This window comes from Marinobacter sp. C2H3, from assembly GCF_037080155.1.
Lineage (GTDB): Bacteria > Pseudomonadota > Gammaproteobacteria > Pseudomonadales > Oleiphilaceae > Marinobacter.
The window spans coordinates 197,548-222,978 of the sequence record NZ_JBBBNZ010000003.1; the positions used below are offsets into that span (position 1 = coordinate 197,548).

Annotated in this window: 21 protein-coding genes; 8 read left to right on the forward strand and 13 right to left on the reverse strand. The window is 65.4% G+C overall.

Annotated features, from left to right (window positions below; genetic code table 11):
- Nucleotides 1-22 precede the first annotated feature (22 nt).
- On the reverse strand, nt 23-1,150 hold the full coding sequence (locus V3388_RS10380) for a branched-chain amino acid ABC transporter substrate-binding protein (protein ID WP_336367476.1): 1,128 nt from the start codon (nt 1,148-1,150) through the stop codon (nt 23-25).
- Nucleotides 1,151-1,405: 255 nt separating this feature from the next.
- Between V3388_RS10380 and V3388_RS10385 the strand changes: the two genes are divergently transcribed.
- On the forward strand, nt 1,406-2,509 hold the full coding sequence (locus V3388_RS10385; RefSeq protein ID WP_336367477.1) for an ADP-ribosylglycohydrolase family protein: 1,104 nt from the start codon (nt 1,406-1,408) through the stop codon (nt 2,507-2,509).
- On the opposite strand, the gene V3388_RS10390 is transcribed toward V3388_RS10385, so the two are convergent.
- The 4 genes from V3388_RS10390 to V3388_RS10405 all read right to left on the reverse strand — a co-directional run bounded on the left by V3388_RS10390 (nt 2,506) and on the right by V3388_RS10405 (nt 7,034).
- Nucleotides 2,506-3,030: a carboxymuconolactone decarboxylase family protein gene (locus tag V3388_RS10390; RefSeq protein ID WP_336367478.1), complete on the reverse strand. Its 525-nt coding sequence runs from the start codon at nt 3,028-3,030 to the stop codon at nt 2,506-2,508. The genes V3388_RS10385 and V3388_RS10390 overlap by 4 nt on opposite strands.
- A 61-nt stretch (nt 3,031-3,091) precedes the next feature.
- Entirely contained in the window at nt 3,092-4,993 is a 1,902-nt protein-coding gene (locus V3388_RS10395; RefSeq protein ID WP_336367479.1) for a TRAP transporter permease, read from the reverse strand.
- Between the two features lie 48 nt (nt 4,994-5,041).
- Nucleotides 5,042-6,016 carry a TAXI family TRAP transporter solute-binding subunit gene (locus V3388_RS10400; RefSeq protein ID WP_336367480.1) on the reverse strand — a complete coding sequence of 325 codons (975 nt, stop codon included), beginning with the start codon at nt 6,014-6,016 and terminating at the stop codon, nt 5,042-5,044.
- An 88-nt stretch (nt 6,017-6,104) separates the two neighbouring features.
- Complete coding sequence (locus V3388_RS10405; protein ID WP_336367481.1) at nt 6,105-7,034, reverse strand: 3-hydroxyacyl-CoA dehydrogenase NAD-binding domain-containing protein; 930 nt, start codon at nt 7,032-7,034, stop codon at nt 6,105-6,107.
- A gap of 156 nt (nt 7,035-7,190) precedes the next feature.
- On the opposite strand from V3388_RS10405, the gene V3388_RS10410 reads away from it, so the two are divergent.
- A complete protein-coding gene (locus V3388_RS10410; protein WP_336367482.1) occupies nt 7,191-8,081 on the forward strand; it encodes a LysR family transcriptional regulator in 891 nt (296 codons plus the stop codon).
- An 88-nt stretch (nt 8,082-8,169) separates the two neighbouring features.
- Here the strand turns inward: V3388_RS10410 and V3388_RS10415 are convergent, their stop codons facing one another.
- The 7 genes from V3388_RS10415 to V3388_RS10445 all read right to left on the reverse strand — a co-directional run bounded on the left by V3388_RS10415 (nt 8,170) and on the right by V3388_RS10445 (nt 15,525).
- Nucleotides 8,170-8,445 carry a hypothetical protein gene (locus tag V3388_RS10415; RefSeq protein ID WP_336367483.1) on the reverse strand — a complete coding sequence of 92 codons (276 nt, stop codon included), beginning with the start codon at nt 8,443-8,445 and terminating at the stop codon, nt 8,170-8,172.
- 65 nt (nt 8,446-8,510) lie between these two features.
- Nucleotides 8,511-8,903, reverse strand: a complete 393-nt coding sequence (locus V3388_RS10420; protein ID WP_336367484.1) for a RidA family protein — start codon at nt 8,901-8,903, stop codon at nt 8,511-8,513.
- 14 nt (nt 8,904-8,917) lie between these two features.
- Entirely contained in the window at nt 8,918-9,685 is a 768-nt protein-coding gene (locus tag V3388_RS10425) for a DUF3726 domain-containing protein (protein WP_336367485.1), read from the reverse strand.
- Nucleotides 9,682-11,355, reverse strand: a complete 1,674-nt coding sequence (locus V3388_RS10430; RefSeq protein ID WP_336367930.1) for a hypothetical protein — start codon at nt 11,353-11,355, stop codon at nt 9,682-9,684. Before V3388_RS10430 ends, V3388_RS10425 begins: the two co-directional genes overlap by 4 nt.
- A gap of 61 nt (nt 11,356-11,416) precedes the next feature.
- Nucleotides 11,417-13,033 carry a BCCT family transporter gene (locus V3388_RS10435; protein ID WP_336367486.1) on the reverse strand — a complete coding sequence of 539 codons (1,617 nt, stop codon included), beginning with the start codon at nt 13,031-13,033 and terminating at the stop codon, nt 11,417-11,419.
- A gap of 37 nt (nt 13,034-13,070) precedes the next feature.
- The gene (locus V3388_RS10440; protein WP_336367487.1) at nt 13,071-14,072 is read right to left on the reverse strand and encodes a membrane dipeptidase; all 1,002 of its coding nucleotides are present in this window, start codon (nt 14,070-14,072) and stop codon (nt 13,071-13,073) included.
- Nucleotides 14,073-14,082: 10 nt separating this feature from the next.
- Nucleotides 14,083-15,525 carry an aldehyde dehydrogenase family protein gene (locus V3388_RS10445; RefSeq protein WP_336367488.1) on the reverse strand — a complete coding sequence of 481 codons (1,443 nt, stop codon included), beginning with the start codon at nt 15,523-15,525 and terminating at the stop codon, nt 14,083-14,085.
- 124 nt (nt 15,526-15,649) lie between these two features.
- Between V3388_RS10445 and V3388_RS10450 the strand changes: the two genes are divergently transcribed.
- The gene (locus V3388_RS10450; protein ID WP_336367489.1) at nt 15,650-16,537 is read left to right on the forward strand and encodes a LysR family transcriptional regulator; all 888 of its coding nucleotides are present in this window, start codon (nt 15,650-15,652) and stop codon (nt 16,535-16,537) included.
- On the opposite strand, the gene V3388_RS10455 is transcribed toward V3388_RS10450, so the two are convergent.
- The gene (locus tag V3388_RS10455) at nt 16,472-16,840 is read right to left on the reverse strand and encodes a hypothetical protein (protein ID WP_336367490.1); all 369 of its coding nucleotides are present in this window, start codon (nt 16,838-16,840) and stop codon (nt 16,472-16,474) included. The genes V3388_RS10450 and V3388_RS10455 overlap by 66 nt on opposite strands.
- A 257-nt stretch (nt 16,841-17,097) precedes the next feature.
- Between V3388_RS10455 and ovoA the strand changes: the two genes are divergently transcribed.
- The 5 genes from ovoA (at nt 17,098) to V3388_RS10480 (ending at nt 25,379) form a co-directional block, all read left to right on the forward strand.
- Entirely contained in the window at nt 17,098-19,254 is a 2,157-nt protein-coding gene (gene ovoA / locus V3388_RS10460) for a 5-histidylcysteine sulfoxide synthase (protein WP_336367491.1), read from the forward strand.
- Nucleotides 19,247-20,371 (forward strand): tRNA-queuosine alpha-mannosyltransferase domain-containing protein, encoded by a 1,125-nt coding sequence (locus tag V3388_RS10465; RefSeq protein ID WP_336367492.1) that lies wholly within the window; start codon nt 19,247-19,249, stop codon nt 20,369-20,371. Before ovoA ends, V3388_RS10465 begins: the two co-directional genes overlap by 8 nt.
- A gap of 133 nt (nt 20,372-20,504) precedes the next feature.
- On the forward strand, nt 20,505-23,474 hold the full coding sequence (gene fdhF, locus V3388_RS10470) for a formate dehydrogenase subunit alpha (protein WP_336367493.1): 2,970 nt from the start codon (nt 20,505-20,507) through the stop codon (nt 23,472-23,474).
- Nucleotides 23,474-23,953 (forward strand): DUF1641 domain-containing protein, encoded by a 480-nt coding sequence (locus V3388_RS10475; RefSeq protein ID WP_336367494.1) that lies wholly within the window; start codon nt 23,474-23,476, stop codon nt 23,951-23,953. The genes fdhF and V3388_RS10475 overlap by 1 nt, the downstream gene beginning before the upstream one ends.
- 118 nt (nt 23,954-24,071) lie before the next feature.
- Complete coding sequence (locus V3388_RS10480; RefSeq protein WP_336367495.1) at nt 24,072-25,379, forward strand: short-chain fatty acid transporter; 1,308 nt, start codon at nt 24,072-24,074, stop codon at nt 25,377-25,379.
- Nucleotides 25,380-25,431: the final 52 nt, after the last annotated feature.

A 25,431-nucleotide genomic window follows, 5' to 3' on the forward strand; every position in this document is an offset into this window, starting at 1 on the left:
CCCCTTGAGTGGTCGCACCGGATCAGTTGGCCGGGTAGGTGGTCTTGTAGCTGCCATCCGCCTGGATTTCGAAGGCCTGGAACGCGCTACCCAGACGCTCGCCGTTGTCATCAAAGCCCAGGGGGCCGGTGAAGCCCGGGAAGTCCCGCAGGCTGTGCAGGTAATCGGCCACGTCGGACGGCTCGAAGCTCTTGGTTTCCTGAACCGCTTTGACGATGGCGCGCATGCCGTCGGCGTTGGTCAGGGTGAAGATGCTCGGCGGGTTCTCACCGTAGGCGGCGTTGTAGTCGCTCAGGAAGCTCTTCGCCTCCGGGTACGGGAGGTTCTCCGGGGCCGGCACGTTGATGATTACCGCACCTTCCGCCGCTTTGCCGGCCAGCTCGCCGAACTTCACGTTCTGGTTGGCGTCGCCACCGACGAAGTCAGCCTTGATGCCAAGGGCTTCCTGCTGGGCGCGGATCAGGCCGCCATCGGAGTAGTAGCCGGAGAAGTAGATCACGTCCGGGTTCTCGGACTTGATGGAGGTCAGTACGGAACGGTAGTCCTGGGAGCCGGCGTTGATGAAGCCGTTGTAGACGATGTTGCCGCCTTCGGCCTTGACCGCCTCGGTGACCGCCTCACCCAGGCCTTTGGCAAAGCTGGAGTGGTCGGCGATGATGGCAATGCGCTTGTACTGCTTGGCCTTCACCAGGTACTCACCGGTGAACTTGGCTTCGGCGCTGTTGGGGGGCGCGTTCCGGAAGAACAGCTTGTAGCCGTGCTGGGTCAGCTGCTCGGCGGTGCCGTCACTGGTCTGCAGGATGTTGGCGCGGGCGAAAATGGGCTGGGACGCCGCTGTCGCGCCGGAGGTGTAGCTGCCGATCACGGTAAATACGCCCTTGTTGGAGAGTTCACGGCCGCACAGGGCTGCCTGGGTCGCCTTGCCTTCGTCGTCACAGGCAACCACCTCGACGGTCTTGCCCAGAAGGCCGCCATCCGCATTCAACTGCTTGGCCAGCAAGCGAACGGCTTTTTCGATGCCCTGGCCTTCGTTGGCGTACTGGCCGGTAATGGGCGCCTGAACGCCGAAGGTGACGGTGTCCGCCGCCGCGTTTGCTGCGACGCCGAATGAGAACGCGGCAGCCGCGATCAGTAATTTGGCTTTTAACATTATTATTCTCCGGTATTTCGCTGTTTTTTTTGGGATGAGAAACCAGTCTGCACGGACGCTCATCTCGACAACGATGACATGTCTGCGAACAAACTATAAAAAAACATTAGGCCGTGGCGGGGATTCGGTCTAACAAAAAGCTCCGATGTTTTTGCAAAATGCTACGAAGTTGTCTGGCCGCCCGTGCGAATCGACGGCTCTGGTCCACCGGAACCCGGTCGTCGTAAAGGCTTCAGACAGATCAGGAGCCCGATTATGCCCATTCCAGAGACCCGCGCCGAACGCGCCACCAGCGCCCTGCAAACCGCCTTTGTGGCCGATGCCCTGGCCATGCCGGTGCACTGGTACTACAACCCCATGGACATCCTCACCGCGTTCCCCGGGGGCATCCAGCGATTCGAGGCGGCGCCGGCGTACCACCCGTCCTCCATCATGTCGCTGCACTCCACGGAGCGAGGGGGGCGTCGGGCGGGAGAGCGCACCGGCCAGGCCCCGCGAGTGGTCGGGGACATCATTCTCAAGGGCCGGGCGCACCTGTGGAACCGGCCCAACGTGCACTATCACCACGGCATGGCGGCGGGCGATACCACGCTGAACGCCCAGTGCGCGCGGGTGCTGATGCGATGCCTGGCGGACGCGGGCGGGCACTACGACCGGGACGCATTCCTGAGCGCCTACATCGACTTCATGACCGCCGAGCCGCCCCGGCACAACGACACCTACGCCGAATCCTACCACCGGGGCTTCTTTGCCCGTTACGCCCAGGGCCGGCCCGCCCACCAGTGCGCCATGGTCACCCATGACACCCCCTCCATCGGCGGGCTGGTGACCATCGGCCCGCTGGCCCTGTCCGAGCGGCTGCGGGGCGCCGAGGTGCCGGCAATCCAGACCCTTTGCCGGGAACATCTGGCGCTGACCCATCCCGACGAGAGCCTGATGCGGGTCTGCGATGGTTACGTTGCCCTGCTCTGCCAGTTGCTGGACGCCCCCGCGGACGGGGCCTCGCTTGATGAGGTCTTTGCCGACGCCGGCAAGGGGACCGGCGCGCCGGATACGCTGGCGCTGGTGCGCCGGAACCTTCCGGACACCCAGGTGGTGGGCCGGCTGTATTCACCCGCCTGCTACATTTCCGACGCCTGGCCCGTGGTGCTGTACCTGGCCTGCAAATACCACGACGATCCCTGGCAGGCGCTACGGGCGAACACCAACCTCGGGGGCGATAACGTGCATCGGGGGATGGTACTGGGCACGCTGCTGGGGCTCACCAGCAGCGAGGTGGCCAGCCGCTGGTTTGATCAGCTGCTGGCCCACAGGGAGATTGGCGAAGACATTGCGGCGCTGGTGGATGGGGCGGGCTAAGCCACCCCCATCTCAAACGCGTTCAGGGTATACGCCACCAGTGAGTAGTAGCCGATAACACCGACTGCCTCCACCAGGGCCGGCCGGCCGAGCAACGCCTCCGCTTCCGCAAACCGTTCACCGCTGATGCGATTGGACCGCAGCAGCTCGGTGGCGGTGTGGTACAGCAGGTTCAGCCGCTCCTCTGAAAACTCGGGCACTCGCCCGTTCCGTATCCGCTCGATGTTCAGCGCACTGATACCCGCACGGGCGGCAATCGGCTCGTGGATCTGCTGCTCGCCAACGCACGCGTGGTGCGCCGCCACACACAGGATCAGCAGCTCGGACTCACACAACGACAGCGACGTGTCGTAGCGGCAGAACGCCCCCAGCTGCTCGGCCCGGCGGGCAAAGCCCGGGCTGTGCAACCAAGCCAGGAAAGGCCCGTCCAGATTGCCCCGGGTCTGCAGGATGGAATCAAAAATCTGGCGTTGCTCCACAGAGAGCCCCGCCACGTCCGGAAGCGGCAATCGTGATTTCATACTCCATAACCTTTCAGGAAATCGTTGATGAATTCGTCAGATCGTGCGCCGGGGCCCGAGGTCATGACCGTTCCAGCACGGCGTCGGCGCTGGTTTGCCGGGCCCGCTGCCAGCAATACGCGGTCACACCAATAATCAGCCCCAGGCCCACCACATCCCCGATGGCCCCCGGCATGATCAGCAGGATCGCGCCGACAAACAGCACCAGCCTGAGACCCGCATTCATCGTCACCAGGCACCATCCAATCAGCGCGCTGGACATGGCCAGCACGCCAATCACCGCGCCCACCGTGTTCACGATCATGGCCGTGGTGGAGCCCAGGCCCAGCAACGACGGGCCGAACACGAAGATAAAGGGAATCAGAAAGCTCGCCAGCCCCAGCCGCAAGGCCGTCAGGCTGGTTTTCCAGGGATCGGCGTTGGCGATGGCCGCCGCCGCGTAGGACGCCAGAGCCACCGGAGGCGTGATCGCCGAGATGCCGGCGCAGTACATGACAAACAGGTGGGCCGCCAGTACCGGCACGCCCGCATCCACCAGCCCCGGGGCAAGCAGCACCGCGAGGATGATGTAGGCCGCGGGCGTCGGCATGCCCATGCCCAGCACGATGCCGCACAGCATGGTCAGCACCAGCAACAGGGGCAGGTAGCCCTGGGAGAAATCGAGCACGATGGAGCTCATGCGCAGGCCAAGGCCGGTCTGGGTGACCACGCCCACGATGATGCCGCCGACCGCACTGGCAATGGTGATCTGTGCAATGACCCGGGGCGCGTCATCCATCGCCGTCAGGCAGTTCAGCAGGAAATCCCTGCGCAGCCTGGGCTCGAAGATCAGCTGGGTCACCACCAGCATACCCAGGGCGTAAAGCGCCGCCAGCGTGGGCGAGTACCCGTAAGACAGCACCGCCAGCATGGTCACCACGGACAGCAACAGGTAGCCCCGCTGGCGAATCACCGCCCAGGCGGATTCGGAACTGCCCTCAGGCTTCAGATTCAACCGGCGGGCCTCAAAATGCACCATCGCCAGCACAGAGACAAAATACAGGATGGCGGGAATCAGCGCGGCCTTGGCGATCTCCACATAGGGAATACCGATAAATTCGGCCATGATGAACGCGGCCGAGCCCATGACCGGCGGCATGAACTGTCCCCCGGAAGACGCCACCGCCTCAACGCCACCGGCAAACCGCCCGGAGAAGCCGGCCTTGCGCATGGCGGGAATGGTAAAGGAGCCGGTGACCACGACGTTGCCCGCCGAACTACCGGACAGCGACCCCATCAGGGCACTGGACACCACGGCGGTTTTGGCGGCGCCACCGGTAAAACGGCCGGTCAGGGACTGGGCCAGATCGGTAAAGAACTCCCCGGCACCGGAGGCCACCAGGAACGACCCGAACAGCACGAACAGGAACACGTAGGACGCCGTGACCCGCAGCGGTGACGTCCACAGGCCGTCCTGGGTCAGGTAGGTGGTCTCGATCACCGCCTGCACCGAGTTACCCCGGTGCCAGAACGGCGACGGCAGGTAGTTCCCGTACATGGCGTACAGCAGGGCCGACACCCCGAGAATCACCAGGGGCCAGCCGATGACGCGGCGGGACGCCTCAAGTACGGCCACCACCAGCAGGCAGCCCCACACCAGCTGGGCCGTGGTCAGCGGATCGAAGTACAGCATCCGCTGCTGGATCTCACCGGCATTAATGGCCAGGTAGCCGCAGCCACCCAGTGCCATGACCGTCAGGATCAGGTCCCGGGCGATCAGCAGGTACCGCAGGCCTCCGGTGGCCGGTTTATGGAACAGCCAGAACACCAGCACCAGAACGAACCCGAGGTGGATGGGCAAATGAATTTCGGAGATCGGTGTGCCAACGTAGGCGGTCACCAGCTGGTACGCGGACATGGCGATGGCCACGACCGACAAACACCGGGCCAGATACGACTTTTCGGCAAAATACGCTCTGATCATTGCAAGGCTCCCCTCTCGGGCACGTACTGGAACGAGGACCAAAGGCCGTTATTGCGCGGGGATCTCGATGCCCGCTTCCTTATAGGCACGCAGGGCTCCGGGGTGGATCGGCAGGCCTTTGATGGACGCCATGTACTCGGCGGTCAGCGGCCGCATCACGGCGTGGATCTTGCGCAGGTCCGCCATGTGGTCGAGCATGGTTTTGACGATCCAGTAGGCGTCATCGTCCGACATATCGGCGTTGGCGATCATCACCAGGTCCGAGCGAACGGTGGGGATGTCCTGGTCCTGTCCGGGGTAGCTGCCCGCCGGAATCGTGGTGTAGGCGTAACCGGGGTTCATCTCCGCCATTTTCTTCGCTTCCGCCTCAGGCAGCGGCAAAAGGCGCATGTCCTTGGCGTGGAACAGCTCGGTGAAGGTGCCATTGGGGAAGCCGGACAGCAGGGTAAAGCCGTCCAGGTTGCCATCCTTGATGGCGTTGGAGGCAAACGTGTGGCTGCCGCGGGCACAGTCCAGGTCGTCCTCCGTCATACCGGCCGCTTTCAGGCGGTCGGCGAACGCGGCTTCGGTGGAGTTACCGATGGCCATGCAGTTCACCCGCAGGCCCTTCATGCCCTCAACGGTGGTCACGCCGGAGGCCTTGGTCACCCCCACGTGCTGGTAGCTGGGAAACAGCACGGCCAGGCCGCGGATGTTGGTGACCGGCTGCTTGAACGGGGCCTCGCCTTTCTGGGCCACAGGGGGCACGGTAGAGGTGGTGACACCCAGCTGGGCCTGGCCGGCGCTGATCCGGGCAACGTTGGCGAGCCCCGCGCCAACTTCGGCGTTGGTCCGAGTGCCCTCTTTGGTGAAAATCTCGGCGATGCCGGCGGTGATCGGGTACCAGGTACCGCCCGGCGAGCCACTGAGAATCGACAGTTCCTTCGGTGCCGCCTGGGCCATGGAGCCCAGGCCCACCGTCAGCGCGACGGTGCCGATCCATTTGACGAGCGAAAGCCGGTTCTTGTTGGTTGATGCTTTCATTGTGTTCTCCTCGAGGTCCCGGTTAGTCGTTGTTGTCACCTCCGGCGGGACGTCCGGAGGCTGGGAAAAGGGGGGTCGCTGGCCGGCGCTAGTCGGCGTCGCGCCCGGCGCGATCAAACACGGCGTTGATCGCTTCAAGCAGCTGGTCGCGCTGGTCCGCCAGCTCCGCGACACTGCGGCCGGCACAGGCGGCTTCAACGCCCGCCACCACCTGCTCGGTCAACTCGGGTGTCACGTCCGGCTGGCCCAGACTGGCCCAGCGATACTGCTGGCTCGGGCCAAGGTGTTCCAGGTAGTGCCGGATACCGCCAGGCCCGCCGCCGAGGTGATAGGTCATGAACGGGCCCTGAATGGCCCAGCGCAATCCGGGGCCGGCGGTCACGGCCAGATCGATGTCTTCCACCGAGGCCACACCCTCCTGCACCAGATACAGGGCTTCCCGCCAGAGCGCCGCCGTCAGCCGGTTGGCCACGTGCCCGACCATCTCCCGCTTGAGCACGATCGGCTGCTTGCCGATGCCCTGGTAAAAGCCCCGCAGGCGCTCCACCGCGTCGGCATCGGTGCCATAGAGCTCCACCAGGGGGATCCGGTGCGGGGGATTGAACGGGTGCGCGGTAAAGACCCGTTCCGGGTGAGCTGCGGCGCTGGAAATGTCGGAGTGCGTCAGCGACGAGGTGCTGCTAACGATCAGCGCCCGGGCAGGCGCCAGATCCTGAAGGGTCTTGATGAGGGTTTGTTTGACGTCCACCCGCTCGGCGGCGTTCTCGACAATCAGATCGGCGTCAGCGACGGCCTCCCCCTGGTCGTCACAGACCACCGGCAGGTGCGCAGGCTCGCCCGGCAGGGTGCGGAGTATCTCGGACACGGCGGGCAGGAACGCCTCGCGGCGGGCGGGGTTGGGATCGAAGGCCACCACGACCAACCCGCGGGAGGCAAAGTAGGCACTCCAGCTGATGCCGATGGTGCCGCAGCCAATGATGGCAATACGCCCGGGACGCCAATGATGAGTTGTCTGCATCGCCCTGCCTTGTTGTTATTGCTTTCGTTCGGATCAAACGCCCTGCATCGACCAGCCAAGGGCCGTGCAGAAACGGTTTCAACGGTGTTGCAATCATTGACGCCTGGGCTAATATTTGTCCAATAAATTATAGGGAACGATCGTTTTATAAAACTTATGGATCCCTCCATCCGTCAACTCAAGGCGTTTATCGCCATCACGGCAACGGGCAGCTTCGTTGAGGCGTCCGAGCAGCTTCATATGTCCCAGCCGGCATTGAGCATCTCCATCCGCAAGCTCGAGGACATTGTCGGCGGCGCCCTGTTCAAACGCACATCCAGGGGCGTACAGCTGACCCCTGAGGGGCAGGTGTTTCTGCCGGTGGCCCGGCGCCTGATTGGCGACTGGCAGGAGGCGTTCACCGATCTGGGCGACCTGTTCCGCAAACAGCGGGGCAAGGTGACCCTGGCAGCATTGCCGACCCTGGCCGCCGGCTTTCTGCCCCGGGTACTGGCGGATTTCCGGGCGCAGTTCCCCAACATCGCCATCAGCGTGAACGACGTGCTGGCCAGCGAAATTGATGACCTGGTACGGGAACGCCGGGCCGACATCGGGCTGTCCGTACAGCCTCCGGACACCGCCAGCTTTCACTTCGAACCCTTGCTGGAGGATCGGTTCGTGGCGGTCTGCCCCGTCGGGCACCCGCTGCTGGACGCCGACGAGGTTCGTTGGGAAGACCTGCTGCGTTATCCGCTGATTGAATTGAGCCGCCTGTCCAGCACCCGGCAGGCCATCGAGAAGGTACTGGAAACCTTGCCCGTGGCCATGGATCTGTTTTGTGAGGTCAGTCAGATTGGAACGGCGGGGAGGATGGTGGCCGCCGGTCTGGGCGTGGCGGCACTGCCGTCCCTGAGCGTCAACCAGATTTCGGTGGCGGGGTTGGACTGGCGCCCCCTGTGCCAGCCTTCGGTGCCGCGAACACTGGGCATCATCACGCCCTCGCGCACGCCCCTGTCGGCGGCATCGAACGCCATGCTTGAGGAAATTCGGCGGGCGGCGCACGGCTGATCGACGCCAGCGCCCGCACCCTCCGCTACGAGCCGGTCAACCGGCGGTGGTGCTGGAAATCGGCGGCTGACCGGCGCGGCGGCTGGCCTCAGGGCCCGACCAGATCCGCCAGTTTCTTGCGCAGGGAGTCGACGTTGTCCTCGCTGCTCTTTTTCACCTCATCCAGCTTCTGGCGGCCGTCGTCGATCTTCGACTGAACGGAGCGCAGGGCGTCGGACGCGCTTTCCTGGAGGTCGGCGCTGGCCTTCTGGCTGCGGGCGTCGGCCTCCTTGGCTTTGGCGTCCGCCTTGAGGGAGTCGGCTTCTTTCTCCCAGGCATCCAGTTGCGCTTCGGCCTTGCGGATCAGTTCGTCTTTCAATGACATGCGTTACCTCGCTTTCCAGTCCGTTGTGGGTTCCCTTTATACCCTCGGGGCCGGAAACGGAAACTTCAACCCTCCACCGCCGCGTAGGCCACAATCTCCACCAGCATCTCGGGCCGGGCAAAACCCGACACAATCAGCGCCGCCCGGTTCGGGGAGGGCGACGACACGTACTCCGCGTACACGGCGTTCACCGTTACCAGATGGGCCCGGTCGGTCACGTAGATCAGCGCCTGGGTCAGGCCCGCCATGCCGCAGCCGGCGCAGTCCAGGGTGTGTTTCAGGTTCTCCAGGGTCTGGCGGGCCTGGGCTTCAATCCCCCCATCGACCACCTGGCCGCTGGCGTCGATGGGAATCTGCGCGGTAAACAGGATGCCATGGGCGGTCACCGCCCATTCCAGGGGCGCTTTGGATTGCGGCAACTGGGTTGCCACCGGGGTTTTCTGTCCGTCCAGGGCCATGGGGGTCTCCGGGGTCAGTCGTTGTCGTTGGTGCCGGCGCCTGCGCCGCTGCGGGAGTCTTCCGTCGCCTCCACCAGCAGTCGGTCGGCCAGTGACTTCAGGGTTTTCCAGAGGTCGTCGTCCACCTCCATGCCGGCGGTCAGCAGTTGTGCCTTGCGGGCGACCAGATCGGGCTCTGAGTGCTGAATCAGGTTGGTCAGGGGCTGGCTGGAGCGCAGGCCCGGCATCAGGTCCACGTGATTGGCCATCACCAGGGTGATCCCGTCGTTCTTCTCAATGTCGTCCGGGACCGCCTCGAGGCTGTAGAAGCAGAGATCGGGAATGGGGTGCCCGGCCCGGAAGCCCACCACCAGTTCGGTCAGCGGATCGTGGGCGTTGCGCCAGAAGGCGGTGACGTTCATGCCCCGCCGGGCCAACCTCGACAGATAGCCAATCACCAGGATCCGGTTGTGGCAGTGGCGGATCTTGGTCACCGACAGCCCCCGGGCCCGGGCCCGCACGTAGCCAAGCTCCAGGGCCAGGCTGGCGTTGCCCAGGATGCTGTTGCCGTGGGCGTCCAGCACGGTGACGTCGGCGTCCTGATAGATGATCGACGGCGGCTGGCTCTCCCCCTCTTTGAGCAAAAAATGGACGCCTTTCTTCAGCGCCGCAATACCGCCGAGCCCGTGCACTTCCATCCAGGCCACCATATCGGCGGCGTCAGCGGCGTCTCCCTCGGAAAAGCCAATACCCTGAAACGCCTTGCGGCAGATGCCCTCCAGCTCATTGTGGGAGACGTTCACAGGGCACCTGCCTGGGGTTCCACCGGAAAGCTCCAGTCGTCCAGCTCGGCCAGACGGCGGCCACCCACCGGCCATTGGCCACCCAGCTCGTCCAGCAGCGGCGCGCCCTGGAACAGGGTCACCCGAACCCAGCGGTCGGATTTCGGATCAAACCGGCTGGCGCCGAAGAATGACAATTTCGTGCGCAGCAGGTGCATGGGCTTCATGTCCCGGTGCCAGAGATTGGCCTGGATCTCGCCGTAGGGCGTCTGCGCCAGGGTCTGAATACGCCGCACGCACTCTTTCTGGTGTGGATGGGCCATCAGGAACTCGACCACGGAGGCGTTTGGCGCCAGCGCCAGGAATTCACCCAGCAACTGGTGGGTCCGGTACACCCTCGGGCCAATGGCCACGGGCATTTCCTTTTCCGCTCCCCGCTCTTCGGCGCGCACGCCCAGCCTGGGCTCTTCCTTTTCTGCGGACCGGTACCAGAACCAGTAGTGGTGGTTGGGGTCGTCCGGGTCGTAGTCCAGCGCCCAGCCGTAGCGGCTTTCGATCAGTTGCTTCAGGGCAGAGACCCGCATTTCCGGCTGCAGGTCCAACTGGTCGTCGCACCCCAGGTTATCTTCCACGGCGTCGATCAGGTCCGGGTACAGCTCGATCAGCAAGGTATTGATCAGCTCTTCCGCCTCCAGGGAGCCCTGGGTGGCCACCCAGTCGAGCAGATCCGTCCACAGGGTGGCGTTCGCCGGGGTGCGTTCCAGCCAGCCAATGGACTGGGTGAGGGCCGCCACCGTCTCGCGGTTGCGACGGGTCTGGGCCTCGTCCTCGGTCACGGTCTGTTCAAAGTGCCGCTGGACCCGGTGCATCAGGTCCAGCAGGCGCTGCCGGCTGGCCGCGTCCGGCCGGCGCTGGCGGGCGTGGGCCAGCGCCCATTCCCGGCAATACACCCACTGCTGGATCAGCCGGGGATGGTTGATCAGAAACGGTGCCATGCCCAGGCCGGTGGAATTGCCAATGCCCAGGTAGCGTTGCAGCGCCGGCGCCAGGGGCACCGCCACGTCCGGGGCGCGCATGGCGGCGATGTGGTTTACCTGTTCGATGGAAAAGTGCCGGAGCAGGTACACCGCAAACATCTGGGCCGAGAATGGCCGACGGAAATCCGGGCTTTGCTGCAGGCGCGCGTAATCGGCGATGCCGAACTTGCCATTGCCGTACACCGCCGTGGTCCGGTACAGGTAGCCCACCCGGGTCAGCCAGGCGGGGTCCGGCTGCCGCCCCGAGGCCAGCGCGTCAACGAAATCGCCGAAATTGCGCAGGCTCTTGTTGGCCCGGGAGAGCACCAGCAGGCGCGGGTTCTGACGGCCCGCCTCCTGCAGCGGCACGTTCGCCGCCATCTGCTCGAGGAGGCGGTCGTCCACCTCCCCCTCCACGATGGCAAAGGTCACGTCCCAGGCCTCGGCAATAACACGGTCAGAGCGCTTTTCCGGGTCCAGCGCCTGGGAGAACACCACGCCGTGGTACCGGTTGTGGGGCGTGTCCAGCCGGTAGATGGCCACCCCGTGCCCGTCGTCGTCCAGATCAAACCGGGCGCGGGTGACCGACCAATGCTCCCTCGCCATCTGGCGCACCAGGGAGCGCGTGAAGCTGAGCCGGCTGGCGTGGAAGCTGCCCAGCCGGACCAGGTTCATCACGCACCGGGCCGGTCGCAGTTCGGGGTCAGCGAGATGTTCGGCACTGTGGTTCACGGATCTACTCTCCTCTGGCCTCGACACCCGGCTGTACGGAAACGGCCTGCGGCAGTTCGCCCTTCGGCGGGATGATGCCCTGCTCCCGGGCCATGGCGTAGGCCGATTGCGGGCCGGCATACAGGGACGGTAGCAGAATCAGCGACACCGGGATGGCGGTAATGACAATAAACTGCTGCAGCGCGCTGATCTGGCCGGCGCCCATGTACAGCAGCACTGCCGCCATCAGCGCCATGGTGACGCCCCAGAACGCCCGCACAATGGGCTCCGGCTCGTCATGGCCCACGCTGACCACGGCAATGGCGTAGCTCATGGAGTCGCCGGTGGTGGCCACGAAAATCGTGGTCAGCAACAGGATGGCCACGGCCATCAACGCGCCGCCGGGCAGGGCCTGGGCGATGGTCAGGGTGGCCACATCGAACTGGAACTTGCTCAGGGCATCCGCCAGGTCGATCACGCCGGTCATCTGGTAGAAGATGCCCGAGCCCCCCAGCAGGGTGAACCAGATGGTGGTGGCAATCGGTGCCATGATGCCCACGGCCAGGATCATCTCCCGGATGCTGCGGCCCCGGGAAATGCGGGCCACGAACAGCGCCATGAGCGGACCATAGCCGAGGAACCAGGCGAAGAAGAACACCGTCCACCACTGCATCCACCAGCCCTCGGCGGTGATGTCGGTGACCGTCGCCATGGCAAAGAAAGAGCCGATGTATTCCCCGAAGCCCTGGGTAAAGGCGTTGGTCAGGAACAGGGTGGGGCCAAAGATAAAGATGATGGCGGCAATGGCCAGCGCCAGGAACACGTTCATCCGGCTGAGCAGCTGGATGCCCCGGTGGATACCGGTCATGGCCGAGGTCACGTACACGCCTGCCAGCACCACCAGGATCACCAGCTGAGTGCCGTAGCCGCCGGATACGCCGAACAGCTCGTGCAGGCCAAAACTGACCTGGGTCGCCAGGAAGCCGATCGGCCCCACGGTACCGGCCACCACGGCAATCACACAGGCCGCGTCCACCACCCCGCCGAACCAACCGTTCACCCGGTCACCCAGTACCGGGTACAGCAGGGCGCGAGGCTGCAGCGGCTGGCCTTTTACGTAATGGGCGTGGGCCAGCACGATGGCGGACAGGGTGCCGAGAATGGCCCAGGCCAGAAAGCCCCAGTGCATGAACGACTGCGCCAGCGCCGGCGCCACCGCTTCCGGCGTGGCCGGAGTGGTGTGGAAGGCCGGGGGCGTGACCACGAAGTGGTACACCGGCTCACCGGCGGCGAAGAACACCCCGCCGCCGGCCAGCAGCGTGCACATGATGATGGACAGCCACTTGAAGGTGCTCAGTTCGGGCACGCTCAGGTTGCCCACCTTGGCACTGCCCGCGGGCGACACCGCCACGCCGAGGGCGATCAGGAAGGTCAGCAGCAGGAGCAGCTGGAAGAACGACCCCAGCGAACGGGCCGTCCAGGCAAAGCCATCGCTGATCAGCGTCGCGGTCCACTCGATGTCGTACAGCGACAAGCCGATAAACAGAAGCACAAAGCCCACCGTCAGGCAGAGCACCACGGGGTCCCCGAAGCGGCGGACGCGCGCTTCCGGAACGGCGGTTGAACCAATGGATTGCGTCATGAGGATGTCCTGTTTTTGTTGTTGGAGCGGTTAGGGATTACGCCGCCGATGCCGCCATCGGTCGCGTTCCGTTGATCAGTTGCTGGAGCCAGTTACGCCCCATGATCTTTTCAATGTCGTCCTGGCCGAATCCCTTCTGTTTCAGTCCCTCGATGATCGCCGGGAAATCCCGGTTGTCCCTGAACCACGACAACGGCTGCGGCCACCCGGCGTTGCCAGCGTTGCCCTCGCCGTAATCCATCGATTTTGACCAGCGGCCGTTACGCATCCAGGTCAGCACCGATTCCGGCTGGCCCTGGCACAGGTCCGTGCCCAGGCCGATATGATCCATCCCCATCAGCTCGGCGGCATCCGCCACCATGCCGCAGAAGTCATCCAGGGTGCAGTCCGGCCCGTTCTTGAGATGGAACGGGTAGACCGAAAAGCCGAGCAGCCCGCCGCTCTCGGCGATGGCCTTCAGCACCCGGTCGGATTTGTTGCGCTTGGCGGGGTGGAAACTGGCCGGATTGGCATGGGAGATAATCACCGGCCGCTCGGAGAGCTCCACCGCTTCCAGGGTCGAGCGCTCGGCGCTGTGGGACATGTCGATCAGCATGCCCACCCGGTTCATTTCCCGAATCGCCTGGCGGCCGAAGCGGGTAATGCCGCTGTCTTCGGATTCGTAGCAGCCGCAGGCCAGCAGGCTCTGGTTGTTGTAGGTCAGCTGCATGATCATCAGGCCCAGGCGGCGCATGATCGCCACCAGGTCGATGTCGTCTTCAATCGGCGAGCAGTTCTGGGCGCCGAAGAACACGCCGACCCGGCCCGAGGCCCGGGCCAGCTCGATGTCCTCCGGATCCCGCACCGGCATGATCAGGTCACCGTAGGCCTCGAAGCGGCGCTGCCACTCGCCGAAGCGGAGCAGCGTTTCCCGGCAGTTCTCGTGGTAGACCAGGGTGGCGTGCACCGCGTCCACGCCGCCTTCGCGCATCTGTTCGAAAATCTCGCGGGACCAGTTGGAATACTGAAGACCGTCGATGGTCAGTACGGACCGAGACATGCCAACCCCCTCAGGCCTTGATGTAACAGGTTTTCACCACGGTGTAGAACTCCCGGGCGTACTGGCCCTGCTCCCGGGGCCCGAAGCTGGAATCCTTGCGGCCGCCGAACGGCACGTGGTAATCGGTGCCGGCGGTGGGCAGGTTCACCATCACGCAGCCAGTCTCCGCCCGCGCCCGGAAATCGCTGGCCCGCTGCAGGGAGCGGGTAACCAGCCCGGCGGTGAGGCCGTAGCGGGTGTCGTTCAAGGTGGTCAGCGCGGTCTCGTAATCCGGCACCCGGATCACGCAGGCGATGGGGCCGAACACTTCGTCCCGGTTGATGGCCATGTCGTTGGTGGTGTCGGTAAACAGCACCGGTTGCATGTAGTGGCCGTTCACGCCGACATCGAGGTTGTCGCCGCCGAAGGCCCGGGTAGCACCCTCTTCCAGCGCCCGGCTTACCCAACGCTGGTTGGACGCCAGTTGGGCGGCACTGGCCACCGGGCCAATCACCGTGCCCTCCGCCAGCGCCGGGCCTACCTTGGCCCCCGCCAGCCGTTGGGTCAGCTTCGCCACGAATTCGTCGTGCACCGCATCCACCACGATCAGCCGGGACGAGGCCGTGCACTTCTGCCCGGTGCCCGAGTAGGCGCCGGAAAACGCCGCTTCCACGGCCAGGTCCAGGTCCGCGTCCTCCAGCACCACCAGGGCGTTCTTGGAGCCCATCTCCAGCTGGCACTTGCGCAGGTTGGCGGCGGTGGCGGCGGCCACGCGGCGCCCCACTTCCAGGGAGCCGGTAAAGGAGATGGCGTCAATCATCGGGCTGGTGATCAGCGCTTCGCCGGCCTCGCCGCCGCTGCCCATCAGCAGGTTAAAGGTGCCGGCGGGCAGGTTCTGGCGGCTGATGATCTCGGCCAGCGCCCAGGCGCTGGCGGGCACCAGGTTCGCCGGTTTGAACACCACGGCGTTGCCGAAGGCCAGCGCCGGCGCAATTTTCCACACCGCGGTCGCCATCGGGAAGTTCCAGGGGCTGATCACCCCCACCACGCCAAGCGGTTCCCGGCGGGTTTCTACCTCCACGCCCGGGCGCACGGAGGCCACCCGCTCGTCAATCTGGCGCAGCACCTCGGCGGCATAGTAGTGGAAAAACTGGCCGGAACGGGCCACCTCGCCGCGACCTTCCGCCAGGGGCTTGCCCTCTTCCCGGGACAGCAGGGCACCCAGCTCTTCCTGGCGTTCGAGAAGCTCGTTGCCGATGGCCATCAGCACGCCGTAACGGTGCTCCAGGCCGGTGGCGCCCCACTGCGGCTGGGCGGCACGGGCAGCGCGGATGGCGTCTTCCACCTGCCCGGCGCTGGCCTGGTCGTAGTCGCCAATCCGGTCGCTGAGGTCCGAGGGGTTCTGGTTCGGGATGGGGCTCAAGGCCCCGGGGACCCATTCGCCGTTGATGAAAAGCGGGTGCTGCGATGCCATAAGGTTCTCCTTCACGATTCCCTGTAGCCTAGCGCCCGCTCACAATTAAGGATAATCAAAAATTTCAGAAAATTTATAAGAACCTCTTATACTCCAGGAAGACCCATCACCGGCAGGCTATCCCATGATTCCGGAACTCAAGATCCAGCCGTTGCGCTATGTGGTTGCCGTGCACACCGAGGGCAGCATCCAGGGCGCGGCCCGGGCCCTGCACCGCAGCCAGCCGGCGATTTCCATGGCCATCCGGGAGCTGGAGGAACGCCTTGGCGGGCGGCTGTTTGAGCGAAGCCCCAAGGGCACGCTCACGCCGTTTGGCGAGTACTGCCTGCCACGGTTTGAGGACCTGATCCAGCAGCACGACCGGCTGGCCAGCGATCTGCACCGTTTTGCCCTCGGGCACCAGGGCCGGGTCACCCTCGCCACGGTGCCGTCCGTGGCCAGCCGGCTGATGCCGGACTTCCTCGCCCACTTCACCACCGAATACCCCAACATCAACATTCACCTGCACGATGAGAACGCGGAATTCGTGTGCCGGCTGGTGGCCAATGGGGAGGTGGATCTGGGCATCAGCAGCGTGTGGGCGGAGGACGAGCGGCTGGTGTTTACCCCGCTGTTTGAGGACAACGTGGGGGTGGTGGTGCGCCAGGATCATCCCCTGGCCAACCAGGCGAGCCTGAGCTGGCAAGACCTGGCCGGCGAGCGCTTCATCGCCAACGGCACCACCCGGCTGCTGGCGCGCACGCCGGCGGCGTCCCTGGTGGAGAACAGCGATTTCTACATGTCCAACATGATTTCCCTGCTGGCCATGCTAGAGGCGGGCCGGGGCATCACCACCCTGCCGCGGCTGGCGTTCCCCAAGGCGAGTGACAGCCTCCGCTTCATTCCCCTGGACACCCCGCGGCTGGTCCGGCACATCGGCATTATCAAGCGGGCGGATCGCTCACTGTCACCCTCGGCCCGGGCCCTGGAACAGATGATTCTGGGTCGGCTGTCCGGGGTGGCTATTGCCTAGTGCCTCGAGCACCTGCTCCTCGGTCACCTGGTGGAAATCCAGGTACCACAGTCCCACCGAGTTGAACACCACCGGCTCCAGCAGGCACACGCAGCCATCGGCGATATCGGCAAACCGCTCGGCGGTTCCCTGGGGGCCCACCGGCACCGCCACCAGAACCGGGGCCGCGCCGCGCTTGCGCAGGTTCAGGATGTCCATCTCCAGGCTCAGAATGAGGGTATTAGCCGGCAGATGGCGGGCCTTGAGGGCCTCACCCAGCGCCTGGCCGGCGCTCTCGCGGTCCTTGAACAGTCGGTCCATCATGATGAGCCTCCGGGATCGTGTGTGGCCGGGACAAAGTGTCTGAGGGTGAAGATCAGCGGCAAAGCCGCTACGATCAGTAAGCCGGTTTGGCGGAAGCCGCGCTTGATGGTGGTCAAGAACCGGTGGTCATTCAGGCCGGCGCCCGACGCGGCAAATCCCTCTCCGGAGATTCAGCGTAGAAGGTTCAACGGCGAACAGATCCCACTCTGTTGCCCTCACGTGCCTAACCGACGACGCATTGAAAAGGACCGTTCCCGATGTCTTCCACGATTCCTGCCGCTCCCTCACGCACCACCCATGCCGGCCCCGCCGGCCTGCTGCGCACCCCCAACCTGGTTACGGGGGAGCCGGATGCAACGCGGGAAGCCATCGCCCGGTACTTCACCAACACCTTTGATACCTACACCCGGCTGTTTGATTGCCTGGCGGACGATGCGGGCTATTACCAGAAGGCGATTCCCCTGCGCCATCCGCTGATTTTCTACTTCGGCCACACCGCGACGTTTTTCATCAACAAGCTGGTGCTCGCGAAAACCCTGCCGGAGCGCATCAACCCGCACATGGAATCGGTGTTCGCGGTGGGCGTGGATGAAATGAGCTGGGACGATCTGAACGACGAGCACTACGACTGGCCCAGTGTGCAGGCGGTGCGGGACTACCGGGCCCAGGTCCGTGAGACGGTACTGGGGCTGATCGAGCAACTCCCGCTGTCTCTGCCGATCAACTGGGACAGCCCCTGGTGGCCAATCGTGATGGGCATCGAGCATGAGCGGATTCACCTGGAGACCTCCTCCGTGCTGATCCGCCAGCACGATCTGGCCCGGGTTCGCCCGCAGCCGGAGTGGGCCCCTAACCGGCAGACCGGCGAGGCGCCGGAAAACCAACTGCTGCCGGTGCCCGCCGGCAAGGTGCGCCTCGGCAAACCCTACGACGACGCCTACTACGGCTGGGACAACGAATACGGCCATCATGAAGCCGAGGTCGACGAGTTCCGGGCCAGCCAGTACCTGGTGAGCAACCAGGAGTTCCTGGCGTTCGTGGAAGCCGGCGGCTACCAGCAGGACCGGTTCTGGAGCGAGGAAGGCCTGGCCTGGCGCACGTTCGCCAAGGCGAAGCACCCCACCTTCTGGCGCTGGCACAATGGCTGGCACCTGCGCCTGATGACCGAAGAAGTCGACATGCCCTGGGACTGGCCGGCGGAGGTGAACTACCACGAGGCCAAGGCGTTCTGTGAGTGGAAGCGGGAGGAAACCGGCCTGCCCATCCGCCTGCCCACCGAGGACGAATGGCACCGGTTGTGCGAGGAGGCGGGCGTTCAGGAGGTGGGTAAGGCGCCGGCCAACGCCAACCTGCACCTGGACCACGGCGCGTCCTCCTGCCCGGTCACCCGGTTCCGCCACGGCCAGTGGTTTGATGTGGTGGGCAACGTCTGGCAGTGGACCGAAACTCCCACCTACCCGTTCGATAACTTCCAGGTGCACCCACTGTACGACGATTTCACCACGCCCACCTTTGATGGCCAGCACAACCTGATCAAGGGCGGCTCCTGGATTTCCTGCGGCAACGAGGCCCGGCTCTCCGCCCGCTATGCGTTCCGCCGGCACTTCTTCCAGCACGCCGGGTTCCGCTACATTGCGTCGGACGCCGAGGCGGTTCAGCCCAACGCCTACTACGAGAGCGACAAGCTGCTGACGGAATACGCCGAGTTCCATTACGGCGACCGGTGGTTCAACGTGGACAACTTCCCCAAGGCGATGGCCGAGCTGGCCCTGGCCGCCATGGGTGATCGGCCCCACGGCAAGGCGCTGGACCTGGGCTGCGCCTGCGGCCGCTCCAGTTTCGAGCTGGCCCGGGCGTTCGAGCGGGTGGACGGTGTCGATTTCTCCGCCAACTTCATCCGCCTTGGGGTCGAGATGGCCGAGCAGGGGACCATTCGCTACGCCCTGGCCGAAGAGGGCGAGCTGGTGAGCTACCACACCCGCACCCTGGCGGACCTGGGTCTCGCGGGGACCGCCGGCCGGGTTTCGTTCCTGCAAGGCGACGCCTGCAACCTCAAGCCCCAGCTCACCGGCTATGACCTGGTGTTGGCTGCCAACCTGATCGACCGGCTGTACCGGCCCCGCAAGTTCCTGGACGCCATCCACGAGCGCATCAACGCCGGTGGCCTGCTGATCATCGCCTCGCCCTACACCTGGCTGGAGGAGCACACCCCCCGGGAGGAGTGGATTGGCGGCTTCAAGAAGGACGGGGAAAACCACACCACCCTGGACGGCCTGAAAGCGCACCTGGGCGAACACTTCCGGATGGTGGGCGAGCCCACGAAAGTGCCGTTCGTGATCCGGGAAACCCAGCACAAGTTCCAGCACACGCTGTCCGAGGTGACGATCTGGGAGCGGCGCTCGCCGAATGACTGAGGCATCACGGCCCCGCATCCTGCTGCTCTCCGGCTACGACGCCGCCAGTCACCGGCGCTGGCGGCGTCTGCTGACCGATGCCATGCCGGATATCCACTGGCACACCCTGGCATTGCCGGCCCGCTACTTCCGCTGGCGCATCCGGGGCAACGCCCTGAGCTGGCTGGACGAGCCCTGCCTGCAGGAACCCTGGGACCTGGTGCTGGCCACCTCCATGGTGGATCTGGCGGCCCTCAAAGGCCTGAATCCGCAGCTCGCCCGCACGCCCTGCGTGCTCTACATGCACGAAAACCAGTTTGCCTTCCCGGTATCCGGCAACCAGCGGGACAGCGTGGAGCCGCAGATGGTGAACCTGTACGGGGCGCTGGCGGCCGACCGCGTGCTGTTCAACAGCGACTGGAACCGAACGAGCTTTCTCGAGGGCACGGAGGCCTTCCTGCGCCTGATGCCGGATGCGGTCCCGGAGGGCGTGGTCGGTCGCATCGACGCCCGGTCCTCCGTGCTGCCGGTGCCCATTGACGACCACCTCTTCACACCCCGTAGCGATGCGATCAACACCGAGTGCCCACACCTGCTGTGGAACCACCGCTGGGAGTACGACAAGGGCCCGGAGCGCCTGCTTCGGCTGGTGCAGGCGCTGGATCGGCGCGGCCAGCGGTTCCGCCTGAGCGTGGTGGGCGAGCGGTTTCGCAGCCACCCCAAGGCGCTGGACCGGCTGCGAGAGCAGTTCCCGGATCGCATTGCCCACTGGGGCTTCCTGCCCGACCGGGCCGATTATGACCACCTGCTGCGCACCGCCGATATCGTGGTATCCACCGCCCTGCACGATTTCCAGGGGCTGTCGATGCTCGAGGCCATGGCGGCCGGCTGCCTGCCCCTGGCGCCGAACCGGCTAGCGTACCGGGAATACGTGCCGGCGGATTGCCGGTACGACAGCCAGGAGGACAACCCGGAGGCGGAAGCCGAGGCCGCCGCCGATACCCTGCAACGGCTGCTCCGGGAACCGCCCTCGCCCTGCCCGCCGGAGGCCTGGCGGGCCTCGGGCCTGGTGCCCGGATACCGGGCGCTGTTTAACGGGCTGATTGATCCAGAACAACCATCGCCAGCTACTTTTTAGCCCGCGTCATTTCACAGGGCGAACATCCTGTCCTACGCTGAGGGTTCTCCTTCGGGTGCCCCGTCCGGTTGATTCGCTGAGCTGCCACGCCAGACGGGATGCGCCGCCATTCATCAGCGACAGGAGCCGGCGCATGCCTCATCCGAACAGCTGTACGATTACCGTGGACGGTCAATCACTGACCGGGCCGGCCGATCAACCCCTGATCGACTTCCTGGCGGACCACCAGGTTGAACTGCCCCACATCTGCTACCACACCACCCTCGGCGCCATCCAGAGCTGCGACAGCTGCTGGGTAAAGGCTGATGGCAAGCTGGTGCGGGGCTGCACCGTTCGCACCCGGGACGGACTCGCGGTGGACATTGGCGGCGACGACGCGAAGGACGCCCGGCGCGAGGGCCTGGACCGGATCGTGGCCCGGCACGAGCTGTACTGCTCGGTGTGCGACAACAACAACGGCGACTGCCAGGTGCACAACGCGGTGGTGCAGGCGGAGCTGCCGTTCCAGCGCTATGAATACCAACCCAAGCCCTACGAGGTGGACAGCAGCCACCCGTTCTACCGCTACGACCCGGACCAGTGCATCCTGTGCGGTCGCTGCGTGGAGGCCTGCCAGGAGGTGCAGGTCACCGGCACCCTGTCCATCGACTGGGCCAGCGAGCACCCGCGGGTGCTGTGGGACGGCGGCCGGGACGCTGGCGATTCCAGCTGCGTGTCCTGCGGCCACTGTGTCACCGTGTGCCCCTGCAACGCGCTGATGGAAAAATCCATGCTGGGCCAGGCCGGGCCGCTTACCGGCATGCCCGACGCGGTCAAACGGCCGGCCATCGATCTGATCAAGGGCCTGGAGCCCACCCTCGGCTACGAGCCCATCATCGCCCTCTCGGAAATGGACTCGGACTGGCGGGAACCGGACATTTCCCGCACCAAGACCGTGTGCACCTACTGCGGCGTCGGCTGCAGCTTTGAGATGTGGACCCGGGGCCGGGAGATCCTGAAAGTACAGCCGCACCCGGAGGCCCCGGTGAACGGCATTTCCACCTGCGTGAAGGGCAAGTTCGGCTGGGATTTCGTGAACGCCCCGGACCGCCTGACCCAGCCGCTGATCCGGGAAAACGACGCCTTCCGGGAAGCCACCTGGGAGGAGGCCTACGCCCTGATTGCCCGCCGCTTCCGGGAGATCCAGAACGAGACCGGCCCGGACAGCCTCGCCTTCGTGGCCTCCAGCAAGTGCACCTGCGAGGAGTCCTACCTGATGCAGAAGCTGTCCCGGGCGGTGATGGGCACCAACAACATCGACAACTGCTCCCGCTACTGCCAGTCCCCGGCCACCACCGGCCTGTTCCGGACCATGGGCTACGGCGGCGACAGCGGCTGCGAGGAGGACCTGAAGCAGGCCGAACTGGTGCTGTTCGTCGGCTCCAACACCGCCGAGAGCCACCCGGTGATGGCCACCCGCCTTCGCCAGGCGCAGAAGCACAACGGCCAGAAACACGTGGTGCTGGACATCCGCCGCCATGAGATGGCCGCCCGGGCGGACCTGTTTCTGCAGCCCACCCCGGGCACCGACCTGGTCTGCCTGAACACCTTCGCCCGCTACATCCTCGATCACGGCCTGCAGGCCAGCGACTTCATCGCCGAGAAAGTGAATCACTTTGACGAGTTCCGGGAGAGCCTGGCGCCCTTCACCCTGGAGTACGGCGAGTCGGTCACCGGCATCCCCGCCGAGCGGCTGGCCGAGGCGGCCCGGATGATCGCGGAGGCAGACACCGTGTGCGCGGTCTGGGCCATGGGGGTCACCCAGCACATGGGCGGTTCCGACACCTCCACCGCCATCGCCAACCTGCTGCTGCTCACCGGCAACGGCGACCGCCGGGGCACCGGCGCCTACCCCATGCGCGGCCACAACAACGTGCAGGGGTGCAGCGATTTCGGCTCCATGCCGGACACCTTCCCGGGCTACCAGAGCGTGGACGACGAGGCGGTCCGGGCCAAGTTTGCCGACGGCTGGGGCGTACCCCTGTCCGGCAATCCGGGCATGGACAACCACGAGATGGTGGACGCCATCCACGAGGGGCGCCTGCGCTCCCTGTATGTGATCGGCGAGGACATGGCAGTGGTGGACGCCAACGCCCTGTACGTTCAGGACGCCTTCGAGAAGCTGGACTTCTTCGTGGTGCAGGACATTTTCTTCTCCCGCACCTGCGAGTTTGCCGACGTGGTGCTGCCGGCCACCCCGAGCGTTGAGAAAGACGGCACCTTCGTGAACACCGAGCGCCGCCTGCAGCGGCTGTACGAGGTGATGCCGCCCCTGGGCAACGCCCGCCCGGACTGGCGCATTCTCACGGAGCTGGCCCAGCATCTGGGCGCACCCTGGCACTACCAGCATCCGTCCGAAATCATGGACGAAGCCGCCAGCCTGACGCCCCTGTTCGCCGGCGCCAGCTACGAGCGACTGGCCGGCTGGCGCTCGCTGCAGTGGCCAATCTCCGCGGACGGCACCGGCACCGAGCACCTGTACACCGGCGGTTTTCACTTTGACGACGGCAAGGCACGGTTCCACCCGGTGCACTGGCAGGCGCCGGACGAGCAGCCGGACGACGAGTACGACCTGCACGTGAACAACGGCCGGCTGCTAGAGAGCTTCCACGAGGGCAACCTCACCGCCCGCTCAGAAGGCCTCTCGCAACTGATTCCCGGCAACTTTGTGGAAGTCTCCCCGACCCTGGCCCGGGAGCGGGGCCTGGTGGACGGCACCCGGGTACGGCTGACCTCCCGGCGCGGGTCCATCGAGCTGCCGGTGGTGGTGACCGACCGGGTCACCGGCAAGCAGGTGTACGTGCCGGAGAACGCCACCCGCAACCTGCGGGCGATCAACGTGCTCACCTCCAGCGACGTCGACCGGGACACCAACACGCCGGCGTATAAGGAAGTCGCCGCCAAACTGGAGGTGCTGGAGCCCAGCGGCCCGCCGGCGCTGCCCGCCACCAACCCCCGCTACCACCGCGCCCGGCCCCAGGACGGGGCCCAGGCCGAGCGCAAATGGCAGCGGCCGGATTACGTGACGCCCCCCGGTTCCGCCAACAACCCGGAGATTGTCTGATGGCCAAATCCATTCCCTACCACGTACCCGAGCGGGCGCCCGAGGACGGTGCCCGGGACGAGCTGGACCGCCTCACCCGCAACCTGCACGACCAGGGCGTGCTCCGGCTGGTCAACAACCTGCTGGAAAGTTCTCCGGACGTGGCGGAACGGCTGCTCAACGGGCTCAACCGGCCGGAAAGCCTGAACGGCCTGCAGAACCTGTGCCTGCTGGCCACCGCCCTGGGACGGGTGCCGCCGGAACGGCTGGACCGGCTGATTGAAGCCCTGGCCGCCGGGGCCGCCGAGTCTGAAGCCGGGCTGTCGGCGGAGCCGGAGCCGGCCCCCGGCCTGTTCGGCAGCCTGCGGCTGCTGCAGGACCGGGGCCTGTGGGCCGGGGTCAGCCCGATGCTGTCCGGGGTCCGGGCGTTTGCCCGGGCCATGCGGGCGCCGCTGCAGAAACCGGCGGAACGGCGCTTCCGGCAACGGCAGAAACCCTGAGAAAGCGGGTATCCCCGTTGTCACTGAGCCCTTTGGCGAATCCCAGGGTGTGCCATAACCTGCTACGCTTGAAGGGATTTTCAGAACAACAACCGTGTCAACAACAGGGGGATACCCGATGCTGAACAAAGCATCCAGGCCGCTCGTGAGCCTGGTGGAAAAATACCTGCCGGACCCGTACATCTTCGTGATCATCCTGACCCTGGTGGCCTTTGTGGCGGCCATGGTGTTCGAGGGCCACGGCCCGATGGCGGTGGTGAAGATGTGGGGCGACGGTTTCTGGAACCTGCTGACCTTCTCCATGCAGATGCTGCTGGTGCTGGTCACCGGCTTCATGCTGGCCAGCACGCCGCTGGTGCGGGGCATTCTCAACCGCATTGCGTCCCTCGCCCGCACCCCGGGACAGGCCATTGTGCTGGTCACCTTTGTGGCGCTGATTGCCAGCTGGATCAACTGGGGCTTCGGCCTGGTGGTAGGCGCGCTGTTTGCCAAGGCCCTGGCCCGGCAGATCCGGGTGCACTACCCGCTGCTGATCGCCAGCGCTTACTCCGGCTTTGTGGTGTGGCACGGGGGCCTGGCCGGCTCCATCCCGCTGGTCATCGCCACCAAGGGGCACTTCACCGAAAACCTGATCGGCGTGATCGACACCAGCCAGACCATCTTCGCGTTCTTTAACCTGGCCATCGTGGCGGCCATGTTCCTCGTGATTCCGGCGATCAACCGCTTGATGCTGCCGGACGAAAAAGACAGCGTGTTCGTGGACCCGAAGCTGCTGGACGACGAGCCGGACACCCGGGTGGTGATCAACCGTCCCGCCGATTACCTGGAAAACAGCCGCCTGCTGGCCTGGATCATCGGGGTCGGTGGCCTGGCGTTCCTGTTCCAGTATTTCGTGAACAACGGCGGCCTGAACCTGAACATCGTCAACTTCCTGTTCCTGTTCCTGTCCATCATCCTGCACCAGACCCCGAAGCGCCTTCTGTACAGCCTGAACGAGGCGGTCAAGGGCGGCGCTGGCATCGTCATCCAGTTCCCGTTCTACGCGGGCATCATGGGCATCATGACGGCCTCCGGCCTGGCGGCGAGCATTTCCGAGGGCTTTGCCCACATCGCCACCGCCGCCAGCCTGCCGTTCTGGACCTTCATCAGCGCCGGCGTGGTCAATATCTTCGTGCCCTCCGGCGGCGGCCAGTGGGCGGTGCAGGCACCGGTCATGCTGCCGGCGGCCCAGCAGCTGGGCGCGGACATTCCCCGGGTGGCCATGGCCGTGGCCTGGGGTGATGCCTGGACCAACCTGCTGCAGCCGTTCTGGGCCCTGCCGGTGCTGGCCATTGCCGGCCTCAAGGCCAAGGACATCATGGGTTACTGCCTGATGCTGCTGATCATCACCGGGGTGATCATCAGCGCGGGCCTGACCTGGCTGTAGGCGGCTCCCGCACGACCGGCGCCGGCCCGGAATTCAGTCCGCGCCGGCGCCC

Excerpts from the sequence above, each read along its gene's own strand:
- V3388_RS10400 (WP_336367480.1), bottom strand. The coding sequence starts at position 6,016 with ATGAAAGCATCAACCAACAAGAACCGGCTTTCGCTCGTCAAATGGATC.
- V3388_RS10405 (WP_336367481.1), bottom strand. The coding sequence starts at position 7,034 with ATGCAGACAACTCATCATTGGCGTCCCGGGCGTATTGCCATCATTGGC.
- V3388_RS10390 (WP_336367478.1), bottom strand. The coding sequence starts at position 3,030 with ATGAAATCACGATTGCCGCTTCCGGACGTGGCGGGGCTCTCTGTGGAG.
- V3388_RS10430 (WP_336367930.1), bottom strand. The coding sequence starts at position 11,355 with ATGAACCTGGTCCGGCTGGGCAGCTTCCACGCCAGCCGGCTCAGCTTC.
- fdhF (WP_336367493.1), top strand. The coding sequence starts at position 20,505 with ATGCCTCATCCGAACAGCTGTACGATTACCGTGGACGGTCAATCACTG.
- V3388_RS10440 (WP_336367487.1), bottom strand. The coding sequence starts at position 14,072 with ATGTCTCGGTCCGTACTGACCATCGACGGTCTTCAGTATTCCAACTGG.
- V3388_RS10420 (WP_336367484.1), bottom strand. The coding sequence starts at position 8,903 with ATGGCCCTGGACGGACAGAAAACCCCGGTGGCAACCCAGTTGCCGCAA.
- V3388_RS10480 (WP_336367495.1), top strand. The coding sequence starts at position 24,072 with ATGCTGAACAAAGCATCCAGGCCGCTCGTGAGCCTGGTGGAAAAATAC.
- V3388_RS10380 (WP_336367476.1), bottom strand. The coding sequence starts at position 1,150 with ATGTTAAAAGCCAAATTACTGATCGCGGCTGCCGCGTTCTCATTCGGC.
- V3388_RS10395 (WP_336367479.1), bottom strand. The coding sequence starts at position 4,993 with ATGATCAGAGCGTATTTTGCCGAAAAGTCGTATCTGGCCCGGTGTTTG.
- V3388_RS10445 (WP_336367488.1), bottom strand. The coding sequence starts at position 15,525 with ATGGCATCGCAGCACCCGCTTTTCATCAACGGCGAATGGGTCCCCGGG.
- V3388_RS10410 (WP_336367482.1), top strand. The coding sequence starts at position 7,191 with ATGGATCCCTCCATCCGTCAACTCAAGGCGTTTATCGCCATCACGGCA.
- V3388_RS10435 (WP_336367486.1), bottom strand. The coding sequence starts at position 13,033 with ATGACGCAATCCATTGGTTCAACCGCCGTTCCGGAAGCGCGCGTCCGC.
- V3388_RS10465 (WP_336367492.1), top strand. The coding sequence starts at position 19,247 with ATGACTGAGGCATCACGGCCCCGCATCCTGCTGCTCTCCGGCTACGAC.
- V3388_RS10415 (WP_336367483.1), bottom strand. The coding sequence starts at position 8,445 with ATGTCATTGAAAGACGAACTGATCCGCAAGGCCGAAGCGCAACTGGAT.
- ovoA (WP_336367491.1), top strand. The coding sequence starts at position 17,098 with ATGTCTTCCACGATTCCTGCCGCTCCCTCACGCACCACCCATGCCGGC.
- V3388_RS10455 (WP_336367490.1), bottom strand. The coding sequence starts at position 16,840 with ATGATGGACCGACTGTTCAAGGACCGCGAGAGCGCCGGCCAGGCGCTG.
- V3388_RS10450 (WP_336367489.1), top strand. The coding sequence starts at position 15,650 with ATGATTCCGGAACTCAAGATCCAGCCGTTGCGCTATGTGGTTGCCGTG.
- V3388_RS10475 (WP_336367494.1), top strand. The coding sequence starts at position 23,474 with ATGGCCAAATCCATTCCCTACCACGTACCCGAGCGGGCGCCCGAGGAC.
- V3388_RS10385 (WP_336367477.1), top strand. The coding sequence starts at position 1,406 with ATGCCCATTCCAGAGACCCGCGCCGAACGCGCCACCAGCGCCCTGCAA.